Genomic DNA, 12399 nt, shown 5'->3' with positions numbered 1-12399 from the left:
TTGTAATTGCTTCGAACTTTCGTTCAAAGACCCTACACATTTGATTCGTCGAAACGTTGTTCAGTTTTCAAAGATCTACTTCGTTGCCTCAAGACAACTATTTGATAATATCATTCAAACTTGACTGTGTCAATTAAAAGTTGAAGAACTTTTTTGTTTCACAATCGGTCCAGATGATTGCTGCATCAACATTCCGTAGCAGCAAGTAATACTATATCAATCACATGAATCTGGGTCAAGTCAAATTTCAAAAAAATTGAAAAATAGTTCATTACGGTTAATCAAATACTGGTGCAGAGTCAAACTTAACGTCATGAAATAGCGTGTGTAGCTGATCTCCTTGTACAAAATCAAGACCCTGCTCAAGCGCACGTTGCTTCAACTCTGAAGTGATCTGAAGATGATCAAAAACAAACAGTGACACATTAGCCTCAGCTATCTCACAAGTTGTTAATTCGCTTAATCTTAATTGTTCGAGATCTACTTCTAAAGCATCGTGCAAACATTCAAGGATACTTGCCAACGCAGTCTTGTCTTCCAAAACCTTAGTGCAGAAAAAGCCGTAATTACCTTCATTCTTTGTAACTAAAAAGCTTGGGGTGCCATCATTAATCGTCAAAATAGTCCCTGCAACTTGTTTCATAAAGCTCTTTCATCCTCCTCTTACAACTTAGCATTACTTCAAAAACCGTTGACGGGCTTCCGCCAACCACCCATCCATTGCATCTGCAATTGGTTGAAACCCTGTGTGAACATGATAATTTGTCCAGTACCGCTTGTGAACATCACGGGCGTTGACCGCTGGTACATCTTCTTGATCCTCTTCCAAACAACGTAATGACAGACTGATCTTTTGCGAGTACTCATCTATATCAAGTATTTTAGCCTTTACCGACTGCCCCACTTTTAGATAGTCATGGATATCACGTACAAATCCATAATGTGTCTCTGAAATATGAATGAGCCCTTGATGAGTTTCATCTAAACTAATAAAAGCCCCATACGGCTGAATCCCAGTTACCACACCAGTCACTGTTTGACCAATCTGGTACTTCATAAACCGCGCCTCCCCGCAACTTATTACGCTTCGCTCACGGAGACACTGTTGATTAAAATTGGCGTATCTGGACGATCCTCATAGTTAGTTGAAACCTTAGCCATCTCATCCACAACGTTCATTCCTTCTATAACTTGCCCGAAAACAGTATGATGTCCATCAAGCCATGGTGTACCACCCTGCTCATACTTGGCAATAACTTCGTCGGGTAATCCCATATCCTTCAATTGTCCGATCATATCTGCAGGAACTCGACTTGCCTGGACAATGAAGAATTGACTGCCGTTTGTATTTGGACCAGCATTGGCCATCGATAACGCGCCTCTAAAGTTAAACAATTTATCTGAAAATTCATCTTCAAACGTTTGTCCATAGATACTTTCACCACCGGCACCAGTTCCTGTGGGATCGCCACCTTGAATCATAAAATCAGCAATGACACGGTGGAAACTTACACCATCATAATAGCCATTTTTAGCAAGACCAACAAAATTTGCCACTGTTTTCGGTGCCTGGTCCTCAAACAATTGGAATTTGATATCCCCCATCGTCGTGTGCAACGTTACTTGTGGACCCTTGGCCTCACCAATTTCAATCTGTGGATACATTTTTATTCTCCTTATTACAGCTTGTTTTATTTTTATATGCATTTCCCTGTTCACATTCTCATTGAAGAATGTCAAATCTTTATCATTGTAAACAACCGGCTGCTGACATGCAATTGTTGGTGACTGTTTTTGTTCTTACGATAGATTGTAAAATTAATCCGAACGCTGTTCGGACAAAAAAGATCAGCTTCCTTTAAAATGGTGTTTACCACAAACCCATCTTTTAGGAGCTGATCTAATCAGAGACCACTTAAAATACTTGACTGGCAAACACCTTATCAGATCATGCTGACAAATTTGTCCAAAAATTCGGATTAAATTTGCAATCTACCTTACTTCTTCTATATTTCCTTATCATGTGTAATTGAAACCAGCACCACTATGATTGCAATGACAATATTAGGACAGTCTGCCATTGTGATTTTGAAACTTTTTGTTAATTTCCATATATTCGCTTAATCGCCTATTTTGTTTGCCACTCATTTCTGCTATAGTGAGCCCATTGTCATTTGACATCTTAACAAACTTACTTTTGAAAATTAGAGAGGATTACCTATGTCGACCCTAATTGATTTCGTTTTACATATTGACGCGCATCTTGTTTCACTCGTCAATAACTTTGGTAACTGGACGTACCTCATTCTGTTTGCCATTATCTTTATTGAAACCGGTGCGGTTATTCTACCGTTTTTGCCCGGTGACTCATTAGTCTTTGCAGCTAGCGCACTAGCAGCAAATAGCTTATATCACCTAAATATTTGGACCTTTGTCATTTTATTCCTAATAGCTTGTATCTCCGGTGATTCACTTAACTTTATCATCGGTCAGCGCGTTGGTCATGCCTTATCGAATCATTCTTTGTTTGGCAAGCTGATTCGCAAAGACGCGCTTGAACGTTCAGAAACGTTCTTCAATGCCCATGGTGCGATGGCCATCATTCTGGCACGGTTTATGCCAATCATCCGAACCTTCGCCCCATTTGTCGCCGGTGGTAGTAATATGCCATACCGCCGCTTTATCCGTTTTTCGCTGATCGGCTGTATTTCATGGGTAACCCTATGCTCCGCTGGGGGATATTTCTTTGGTAACATTCCGTTTGTCAAAGCGCACTTCTCCGCAGTTGTCTTAGGCATCATCATCATCTCGTTGATTCCTGCCGTAGTGGGTTATATTCGTGGGAAGGTTACGGCTTCATAATTTCACCAAATAAAAGCACGTCGCTTAGCTTACTGTGATTTCACACAGTGCTAAGCGACGTGCTTTTTAGTGTTTCAAAACTAGTCCGTGCCTTAAATTATGCTGACCAACTAGCATGCCAACGATTAGCCACGTCTCAATTAGAACAAAAAACAAGGCGAAACAGGCGAGAAAGAAACTGGCTGGCAACGCATTAATAATTGCATCCTGATTGGGGTCAAACAACCAATCATCGTTTCTAAACAGCAGTTTATGAAATGTGATAAAAAAACTTTCAAAGTTCAAGCTCATAATCACTGCGACAACAGGCGCAACAGGCAACGCAATCCGCATCGGAATAATCAACTGCCATAAACGGCTTTCCCGATACATTCGCCACAGTCCCCATGCTGTAACAATCGCCGTTACAATCAGAACGACATTATTGAGTAACAATAAGGTCTTTACGTCCGCAAAATGTTTGAGCGCTCCCGCCGAATCAGTAAAATTACTCATATGCAACCGTTCCACCCACGGAAAATCTAAGTAATGGAGTAACTGATAATAATTTTTCAACATCGTTTGCCGATTCAAATTCACATCATGCAAGATTGTTGTGGTTGATAACATGATGCGATACAACCAGACAGCGTGAACTGTCAGAAAAATTGAACTTGTTAAGATAAAAAACCATCCGCACAAATAGCGCAGCCAGTGGTTTACTTTTTTAATGATCATCCGTTTAACCGCCATTCAGTTAAATCTGACACCACATACGTTGGAACAATATCTGCATCATTCGCCGGCGCCTGTTTAGTTAGCCCCGTCAGTGTCAGTAGAGAGTCCATGTTGGCATTCTTTGCAGCCATAATATCTGTATGCAAGTTATCCCCAATCATCAGCACCTCTTCTCGTGGCAATTGAATCCTGTTAAGTGCCTCATTCATGATGATTTTAGCGGGTTTACCGATAGTGATTGGCTTCTTTCCTGTCGCATAACGGACAAAATCGACAACCGCTCCAGCGCCCGGCAACATCCCCCGCTGATTTGGAATATTAGTATCCAGATTAGTCCCTACGAACTGTGAGCCATGCTGAATAGCCAACACAGCCTGTACGAATTTTTCATAGGTAACCTCACGATCAAGTCCAACGACCGTAAACGTTGGTGCAAACGATGCATCAGCAACTAGTGCAAAACCAACATTACGCAATGCATCCTGAAGTCCACGTTCCCCAATAACATAGGCAGTTAATGGTTTATCCGCCGCCAAACGACGCAAATAGTCCGCTGTAGCTAAAGCAGTCGTGTACACATGTGCTGCCGTCGTGGCGATGTGGTGATGTGTGCGCAGATTTTCCGCGACATCTTCAGGACTACGCGTAGAATTGTTTGTTACAAACAAATAGGGAATCTCACTATCAATCAGCCGTTGCATAAACGTTTGGGCCGTTTTAATTTCCTTGGTTCCCTGGTAGATGGTGCCGTCTAAATCAATAAAATACCCTGAATAACGCTTCATCATTCAAAATCCTCACTATTTATCGTTATTCTGAGTCTGCGAATGCGATTTTTGTCTAATTGTAAAATGACGCCGCGAAGGTCGTTTGTTTTGCGTAGACTGAACTTGCTGTCCACTATGACCAGTAGGCCGCGTTGTTTTACTAACCGTACGTTCCTTCGTGTAAGCTGTTTCTTTTTTATGATGTGTTTCAAACTGGTGACGCTGTTGTCCGTTCTGCTTTTGATTCCGCTGATTCGTCGAGCTATCATTTTTCCGCGCTGTTTGGGCCGTTTTAGTTTCCTGACCACCATTGCTTCGACGCCGTCTTGAACGATGGGAACGTTGATGTTCTTCCTTTTGTGGTCGATCCTGTTGCTCAATTTCAACGTCTAAATTATGAAGCACAAAATAGGCACAGCCAAAATTACAATACTCATATAGATAATCTTGTAGCGCCGTTATCGTTTGACTCACTGGTACATTGCGTTTTTTAGCAGCATAAAAGCCCTTTAACCGAAGTTGATCAAATCCCCAGTCCCCGACCAAAAAATCATACTTACTCAAAACAGTACTATATCGCTCAGCAAATTTATGCACATCAAACGCATCGTGAAAATTAGTCACTAATTCGTATGGATGCCCGTTAATAAAGAATTGTTGCTCGTTTTCACGAACAATGGTAAACATCGCAGCTCGCTTTTCTTGAGCTTCCTGAGCAAGCTCTTGGATGTGTTCACGATCGATAACGATCACCTTCCTAACCTTTGTTACAACAATAATTACATATCATATTTTACAAACAACTAATGACGTTTTTTATAATCAATCGCCTTGCCCGCAATCATTTGCTCGATTTCTGCAAACGAAAATGGTCGACCAAATGGAATTTCGTGATCAATATAGCTCTTTTCAGGCGTATCAACACCAACATTAATATTTTCCTTGGCCGGAAAAGCATAATGGTGAATGTGACCATGCAAGTTGATAATATTACCAACGATCCCCATGGAAAATGGGTAGTGTGTTAAATAATATTGTCGGTGATCATATTTTAAATACGCGCCAACATCATGAAATTCAAACTTAGGTTTGCCATCCGTCATGGTTTCATTATGCGCTGCCAAATATTTGAACAACGCACGGTTATCATGATTACCCTTAATCAACACAATGTGACCATTCAACCGATGCAAAATGTCGTTCACCGCAATGTGTGACGTGACAGCTGGCCTCGTAAAGTACATCGCAATATCGCCTAAATGATAAACCGTATCCGTATCTGTAACGACAGAATTCCAATTTTTAATAATAGTTTCGTTCATGTCTTCAACGGTCAAAAAAGGTCGCGGAGCGAAGTCGTTCATCCCAAGTAACTCTTTATGATAAAAATGTGTGTCCGACGTAAAATACCGCATCTGCAAACCTCCCGTCAATTTCGTCTATTTATTGTACCACATGTTACCATGAACCACCTTGTCGAGACCGCCTGCCCCTGCTTAACGCTTCATTATCAAATGACAAAACAAAAGCCATTATCTGTCCGTTCAAACGGCAAGGTAATGGCTTTAGAAATTCATTTAATCATCAATCATGTTGTGCCATTTCGGACTCAGCCTTCATGCTAATTGACTTAGCCACAAACAAAAAGATAAACCAAGCTACAGCGCCAATGAGTGCAATCAATGTTTCCGTCTTAAATAACATCACAACTGCTACGAAAGCAAGAAAGATCAATACCAGGTAATCAGTTAATGGTGCAAACGGCATTTTGAAATCAGCCAATGGAAGATGTTGTGCCTTCATTGCTTGCCGATATCTCAAGTGTGCAACGATGATCAGCCCCCAAATGAGAATAAAACACGTTGTGGCAACACTGGAAATAAAGGTAAATACACCAGCAGGAAATAAGAAATTCAAAACTACCGCGATGGCAATAATCAAAGTTGAGAAACGTAATGCATGAGCTGGCACTTGATGTGAAGATAACTTACTCATCCGTTTGGCAAAGCGTGACTTACCACCATACGTCAATGAGTAAAGCATCCGGCCAGTTGTAAACAAAGAACTATTGCATGCGGATGCAGCCGCGGTCAGCACAACAAAATTAATAATACCAGCAGCAGACTTAATTCCAACGTTTTGAAAGACTTGAACGAATGGACTGCTAGATGGTGACACGTAAGACCACGGATAAATGCTCATGATAACTAACAACGAACCCACATAGAACAGGATAACCCGCATGGGGATTTCATTGATTGCCTTTGGAATGACTTCATGTGGATTGGCCGTTTCAGACGCAGTCATCCCCACCATTTCAATTCCGACAAACGCAAACACAACCATTTGAAATGACAGAACAAAGCCCTTCGCACCCTTGGCGAAAAACCCACCATCACGAAACAAGTTGCCAAAAGAAGCATGACCAACAGGCGTTTTAATCGAAAGAAAGATCATCGCCAACCCGCCAACAATTAGTGCAATAATCGCCACAATTTTAATAATGGCAAACCAAAATTCTGCCTCACCAAACGCCTCTACAGTGATTAGGTTTAAACACAACAACACAATTAGAATCACAAAACCTGGTAACCACTGTGGTACTTTTGGAAACCAAAACTGAAAGTACAATCCAGCAGCCGTGATTTCTGCCATGGCAATTGTGATCCATGATACCCAGTAGGTCCAGCCAACCACAAAACCAGTGCGTTTACCTATGTAGCGATCAATGAAGTCGATAAATGAATGTTGCGACAAATCCGACATGAGCAACTCACCTAAGGCACGCATCAACCAAAAACACATCAATCCGGTCAACATATACACTAAAATAATGGCTGGTCCCGCCAAATGAATGGATTGCCCAGCTCCTAAAAACAGCCCGGTCCCAATCGTTCCACCTAGCGCGATAAGTTGTACGTGCCGACTTTTTAACGATCGTGATAATTCTTGCTGATCCGTTTGATTTTCTGCCATCGAATCCTCTACTTTCCGTATGTCCGTTTAAAATTAGCACTCACTAATTCATAAATTATATTATACGAGCGTTTTTCATAATGAACTAACGAAACGATTTCACAAGAAAGGTGAAAATAATTCATCTCAATATTTCAGACAATAAAAAAGAGTTAACCGACAGCGAAAAAATATGCCAGCTAACTCTCTCTTTATCTTAACTATATCGGTTAATCGTACTAATCTCGCTCAATTATTTCTTCAATCTTTCAACGTCACGCGCAATCATTAACTCCTCATCAGTTGGAATCAATAGAACCTTTGCCGTTGAATCATCTGTCGAAATAATCGCTTCTTTGCCATGAATGTCATTACGTTCATCATCGATCTTGATGCCAGCGTAATTAAACGCATTAACCACTGCAGCACGAATGGCCTTCGCGTTTTCACCGATTCCGGCAGTAAATACCAACGCGTCAACACCACCCATTTCAGCAATGTATGAGCCGACGTACTTCACAATGCGGTTAACAAAAATCTTGATGGCCAATTGAGCCCGGTGATCGTCACTTGTTTGTAGATCACGCATATCGCCGGACGTACCGGAAATACCAAGCAAACCAGACTTCTTGTTCAAAATGTCAATCATCGCTTCAGGGTTAGTAATTCCCAACTTTTGTTGAAGGAACGTAACCAGCGAAGGATCCACATCCCCTGAACGAGTTGCCATTGTAATTCCTGCAAGTGGCGTAAAGCCCATGGACGTATCAATCGATTCACCATTTTTAATCGCGTCAATTGAGGCGCCTGCTCCTAAATGCAACGTAATGACTTTTAAATCTGACAGTGGTTTACCCAGAATTTCAGCAGCCCGAGCGGAAACATAGCGATGACTTGTACCGTGTGCACCATAGCGACGGGCACCAAACTTTTCGTAGTATTCGTAAGGAATAGAGTACAAATAGTTTTCTTCAGGCATTGTGCTGTGGAATGACGTATCAAATACGGCGACTGCAGTTGCGTTTGGCAAAACTTCACGGAAAGCACGGATGCCTGTTGCATTGGCAGGATTATGCAATGGTGCATATTCAGCTAACTCATCAATCTTTGCTAAGACATCATCATCAATCACAACTGAGTCCTTGAAGAATTCACCACCAGCAACGACACGGTGTCCAACACCAGTAATTTCATCAAAGCTGCCGATAACCTTCAGATCAATAAGTTCCTTCAACAAAACGTTGATGGCGACCTTGTGATCTTTAAAGGGTTGTTCAATTTTAAAGTGTTGACCATCACCATAGTCAATTGTAAATGATCCTTCTGCTAAACCGATTCGGTCCACCAGCCCCTTTGCAATAACCTCTTCCGAAGGCATGTCGAAAAGTTGGAACTTTAAAGTTGAACTACCTGCGTTAACTGCGATTGTTTTTGCCATGTGCGCGATTCTCCTTTTAGTTACTTATCAAATTTATGAAACGAAACTATTTTTGAATATTTGCTGCAACCCAGTTATCAATTTGATTGGTGAACTGACGGACAGCGTTTGAATCCTTAAATGATGGGAATTCACCCAATAGAACCTGACCGGCTTGCTTTGCATTGCCGCCCTTTTTCTGAAGCATCAAAATAGCCTTGCGAGCCGCTTTATTAATAAATAATTCTGTCGGCAAGTTGAGCAGTCCCTGAAGGTGCGCCTCCGTTTGAATCCACTCAACCAGCCCCTTGGCCTCAACAGATGTGAATAGTTCGCTAGGAACAAGGAAAATTCCCCAGCCACCGGGTGTCAACTGATTAACAGCTTGTTCAAGAAGTAAATGATGCACATACGAATGTCCGGATTGGGCTGCCGTTTTAAACTGTTTGGCGTGTTCATCCAATGGGTAATACCCCACCGGTAAGTCACTCACCACTAGGTCTGCCTTAGGCATCACTAATGGATCTAACGCATCCTGATGAAACAATTGAATATCGTGTTTCTGCAAGGTGCCGACAACATTGGCCGCCGCGAGCATAGAATCATCGTTATCAACACCAAAACTGTTGATTTTTACCGAGTTTGACTCAGCTAGTTGATTAATAACCGTCGTCAGTAAATTGCTTGTACCCACTGTAAGATCCAACAGATTTAACTGGTCGCGGTGAATAACGCGACTGGCTAAATATGCAACCAAAAAACCAATGGTATCCGGTGTTAGCTGATGATTAGCATCAATTGCATCGGTCTCAACATCCTTCAACAGGACCAATTGTAGACCACGTCGGATAGTTTCTTCATCTAGTTGATTTAACTTAATCTGACGATACAAAGCTGTTAACTTTTCGACCGCTTCCGTATCAGGCCGACCATTCTCAACTCTGACCTGACCGCCGTCAATAAGATCGTCACCCACTTCAATAAAGGCGTCTAAATAACTCGTTTCCAGCTGTGTCTGTAAAATCCCAATCGCTTGATCAAGTGTTTGATAAAGTGTTTGTGCCTGTTCTTGTGACAGCGTTACTCACCTCTTTAAAAATTTCTCTTTTTTAATTACATCAAAAACAAAAATCGATGTCCTTGTTAAGGATACCGATTTATGCCAGTTATTTCAAGTTATGTTTCCGCTCCCAAACTTGATAGGACGCGGTTTCTCCACTCGTTAAAATTATTTTTATTTGTGAATTTTTTAACGTGGCTTTCCCTTCAGGAAAAGAAAAGCTGATTTGCTGGGAATGCCTTGCCTGCATCAGACTGACTTCGTTCACGATTGTTTGAATCTGCCAATATTTTCGTTCATTTCTTTGGGTATAAATAGTCGACTCATACGTCATTAACTGAATGAGCAAAATAGTCAGCGTCATAGTCATCAAAAAAATGGCGGTTGGCATAACAAACGCTGTGCGTAATTTTGTATCACCGCTAACTCTCAAGACTAGCCTCCGGAAGAAACGTTGTTCTGCTTACTTGTCGATGATGACGTGTTTTAAATGATATGGTCAAACAATCATTCGCATACATCATTGAAGTGTCTGATATGTTTTCTACTAATGGCATATAACCACCCTTAGTTGTTGTCATAATAAGGCTGTTTCGCTTAGCAACTAAGCGATAATGCTGAACAACTCCCTTATGCGTTTGCCCAATCATCCTAACCTCATTGTCCTGTTGACTTTCAAACCGAAATTTTTCTTCTGGATTTCCTAAATGCATAACAGCGTTATCCAGCTGGTGAATGCTCTGATACTCATTCGAGGCATTATACCGCAATTGTTGCAACGTTAATGCCACGGTAAACAATACCAGCACACCAATTGTTAGCCCCCACAACGTTTCAACTATTGTGAACGCTGGCCTTGACCTCACTCTTACCATTCATAACCTCACCTAACTGTCGACTTGTTTTTTCGTAGCGTAAACGCGCCTTCTTTGTACGCTGTCGTTCGAAAGTTAGTCGAGTGTTCATTTGTTGTGTGAGCCCCATTACTAGCGTACAAGCACTGAGCGCTAGCGCTAAAGCCAACATCGCCTCAACCATAACAAATCCAGCTCGTTGACTAACGTTTGAGCTTTTCAATGTGAATAATCCCCCATCCCAGTTGTGGTTTAATCGCGTACTCTTCGCCTAGTGAGGACGTTAACACAATTCTTCTTGGCGCAATCATCTCATCCTTGATGATCAAGATTTTAGGTGATGTCTTTGTCACAGATAAGGTTGCCGGCATTTTAATTGTTTGTGGTTGATGATAAGTTTCCTTGTAAACAACTTTTCGATCATCGATGTTAATTTCTGTAACTAGGCGTCCCAACATCGTATGCATTTTGGCCCGTTCAAATAGACTCACTAGTGTTTCGAAAAACTGAGCCTCAGCCTGGCGCTCACGAGTCACTTTAAACGTTTGCACGCCAATTCCTAGAATTGCTGTCGTAACTGCAAGGACTAACAAACTTTCAACCAATGTAAATGCCGACCTATTTTTTAACATCCACAGCTGCCACATTATTGTGAATTTCAATACCCTCATCTTTGGCCTTCGAAACTTGCTTACCCGTGAGATAATTTCCCGTTTGAAGTTCATCAAAGGTCACGTCCTTATCACCATTATCATTCTGATAAAGATCTACTTGCGTTTGAACTACCTGTGTCATGGCTTCCCCATGGGTTTTAGTAGCATTCCGACGAGATGCCGTTAAGTTCGGCACGATGATCAGAATCAAGAGTGAAATAATAAATAGAACAATGGCCATTTCAATTAACGTAAAGGCCTGCCGTTGTTTAACCCGCATTTTTTGAGCATAGCTTTTCAATTTTTTTATCATTATGATAATCCTCCTATTGTGTGGTAAAGCGGCAACAGAATACTGAGATAGACACCGACGATGCCTAACCCGATGACACCAAATAGTAATGGCTGAATCAGCCCAATCAAGCCTTCTATCCGGTTAAATAAACGGTGGTAAGTTAGCTGAGCGTCTACTTTTAGATCTTTAGCAATTTCACGATTACTCAAGCCTTTGTTGAAAAAAACTTTAAACGTTGCCGGTATAAAACGGTAACGATCAACAAAAGTGTCCAATTTAGCTCCTTCCATCAAATGATCATTTAATTGATCAGCCAACTGGCGCAATAACGACTTTGCTTCATACGTTTGCAATAATTTCATAACATCATGTGACTGCATGCCACTATTTAATAGCAGACTCAAATCAAGTGATAAATAGTAATGCCAATACATTTTCAAAAGTGGTCCAACGATGGGCAATTTACATGACACTTGTAATTGGCGTAACCTCGACTGATGGCAAAAACGCCATCCCACAATGATGATGCCAGTGATAAAAACTATTAAACACGCTTTTAACGGCCAGCCGATGCTAGGAATCAATAACTGTTTTGCACCCAGACCAGATAATTCTGGTAGCAATAACTGTTTGACGGCCACAATTAACAGGCCTAAACAAATCAGAATACCCAGTGGATAACGCAATACTGCACGAATTTTTTGTTGTTGGCGAACCTTAACGGTAGATTGTAAAATTAATCCGAACGCTGTTCGGACAAAAAAGATCAGCTTCCTTTAAAATGGTGTTTACCACAAACCCATCTTTTAGGAGCTGATC

The 12399-nt window shown here is 41.3% G+C and carries 16 protein-coding genes; 1 reads left to right on the top strand and 15 read right to left on the bottom strand.

Annotated elements, in window-relative coordinates; all coding sequences use genetic code 11:
* Positions 1 to 277: 277 nt before the first annotated feature.
* The 3 genes from GB992_RS01335 to GB992_RS01325 are packed head-to-tail and all read right to left on the bottom strand — an operon-like array spanning position 278 to position 1665.
* Positions 278 to 643, bottom strand: coding sequence for a hypothetical protein (locus GB992_RS01335; protein WP_161000903.1), 366 nt, complete (start codon positions 641 to 643; stop codon positions 278 to 280).
* Between the two features lie 33 nt (positions 644 to 676).
* Positions 677 to 1057 carry a CvfD/Ygs/GSP13 family RNA-binding post-transcriptional regulator gene (locus GB992_RS01330; RefSeq protein ID WP_161000902.1) on the bottom strand — a complete coding sequence of 127 codons (381 nt, stop codon included), beginning with the start codon at positions 1055 to 1057 and terminating at the stop codon, positions 677 to 679.
* A 23-nt stretch (positions 1058 to 1080) separates the two neighbouring features.
* A complete protein-coding gene (locus tag GB992_RS01325; RefSeq protein ID WP_162855578.1) occupies positions 1081 to 1665 on the bottom strand; it encodes a peptidylprolyl isomerase in 585 nt (194 codons plus the stop codon).
* Between the two features lie 555 nt (positions 1666 to 2220).
* Between GB992_RS01325 and GB992_RS01320 the strand changes: the two genes are divergently transcribed.
* Positions 2221 to 2862, top strand: a complete 642-nt coding sequence (locus GB992_RS01320) for a VTT domain-containing protein (RefSeq protein ID WP_161000901.1) — start codon at positions 2221 to 2223, stop codon at positions 2860 to 2862.
* Between the two features lie 66 nt (positions 2863 to 2928).
* Here the strand turns inward: GB992_RS01320 and GB992_RS01315 are convergent, their stop codons facing one another.
* The 12 genes from GB992_RS01315 to GB992_RS01260 form a co-directional block, all read right to left on the bottom strand.
* Complete coding sequence (locus GB992_RS01315; RefSeq protein ID WP_161000900.1) at positions 2929 to 3579, bottom strand: TIGR01906 family membrane protein; 651 nt, start codon at positions 3577 to 3579, stop codon at positions 2929 to 2931.
* The gene (locus tag GB992_RS01310; RefSeq protein ID WP_161000909.1) at positions 3576 to 4364 is read right to left on the bottom strand and encodes a TIGR01457 family HAD-type hydrolase; all 789 of its coding nucleotides are present in this window, start codon (positions 4362 to 4364) and stop codon (positions 3576 to 3578) included. The genes GB992_RS01315 and GB992_RS01310 overlap by 4 nt, the downstream gene beginning before the upstream one ends.
* 15 nt (positions 4365 to 4379) lie before the next feature.
* The gene (locus GB992_RS01305; protein WP_161000899.1) at positions 4380 to 5099 is read right to left on the bottom strand and encodes a YutD-like domain-containing protein; all 720 of its coding nucleotides are present in this window, start codon (positions 5097 to 5099) and stop codon (positions 4380 to 4382) included.
* A gap of 50 nt (positions 5100 to 5149) precedes the next feature.
* On the bottom strand, positions 5150 to 5761 hold the full coding sequence (locus GB992_RS01300) for a metallophosphoesterase (RefSeq protein ID WP_161000898.1): 612 nt from the start codon (positions 5759 to 5761) through the stop codon (positions 5150 to 5152).
* 169 nt (positions 5762 to 5930) lie between these two features.
* Entirely contained in the window at positions 5931 to 7322 is a 1392-nt protein-coding gene (locus GB992_RS01295; protein ID WP_161000897.1) for an amino acid permease, read from the bottom strand.
* 232 nt (positions 7323 to 7554) lie between these two features.
* Complete coding sequence (locus tag GB992_RS01290) at positions 7555 to 8739, bottom strand: acetate/propionate family kinase (RefSeq protein WP_161000896.1); 1185 nt, start codon at positions 8737 to 8739, stop codon at positions 7555 to 7557.
* Positions 8740 to 8785: 46 nt separating this feature from the next.
* Positions 8786 to 9796 carry a class I SAM-dependent methyltransferase gene (locus GB992_RS01285; protein WP_162855584.1) on the bottom strand — a complete coding sequence of 337 codons (1011 nt, stop codon included), beginning with the start codon at positions 9794 to 9796 and terminating at the stop codon, positions 8786 to 8788.
* Between the two features lie 404 nt (positions 9797 to 10200).
* Positions 10201 to 10653 (bottom strand): competence type IV pilus minor pilin ComGF, encoded by a 453-nt coding sequence (locus tag GB992_RS01280; RefSeq protein ID WP_161000895.1) that lies wholly within the window; start codon positions 10651 to 10653, stop codon positions 10201 to 10203.
* Positions 10613 to 10855, bottom strand: coding sequence for a hypothetical protein (locus tag GB992_RS01275; protein ID WP_161000894.1), 243 nt, complete (start codon positions 10853 to 10855; stop codon positions 10613 to 10615). Before GB992_RS01275 ends, GB992_RS01280 begins: the two co-directional genes overlap by 41 nt.
* The gene (locus GB992_RS01270; protein ID WP_161000893.1) at positions 10836 to 11264 is read right to left on the bottom strand and encodes a pilus assembly FimT family protein; all 429 of its coding nucleotides are present in this window, start codon (positions 11262 to 11264) and stop codon (positions 10836 to 10838) included. Before GB992_RS01270 ends, GB992_RS01275 begins: the two co-directional genes overlap by 20 nt.
* Positions 11251 to 11598, bottom strand: coding sequence for a competence type IV pilus major pilin ComGC (gene comGC / locus GB992_RS01265; RefSeq protein ID WP_186337556.1), 348 nt, complete (start codon positions 11596 to 11598; stop codon positions 11251 to 11253). Before comGC ends, GB992_RS01270 begins: the two co-directional genes overlap by 14 nt.
* Positions 11598 to 12266: a type II secretion system F family protein gene (locus tag GB992_RS01260; RefSeq protein ID WP_161000892.1), complete on the bottom strand. Its 669-nt coding sequence runs from the start codon at positions 12264 to 12266 to the stop codon at positions 11598 to 11600. The genes comGC and GB992_RS01260 overlap by 1 nt, the downstream gene beginning before the upstream one ends.
* Positions 12267 to 12399 lie beyond the last annotated feature (133 nt).

The organism is Furfurilactobacillus milii (assembly GCF_009863985.1).
GTDB classification, from domain to species: domain Bacteria; phylum Bacillota; class Bacilli; order Lactobacillales; family Lactobacillaceae; genus Furfurilactobacillus; species Furfurilactobacillus milii_A.
The sequence above is the reverse complement of the archived record's forward strand: the minus strand, read 5'-3'. Positions and strand labels throughout refer to the sequence as shown.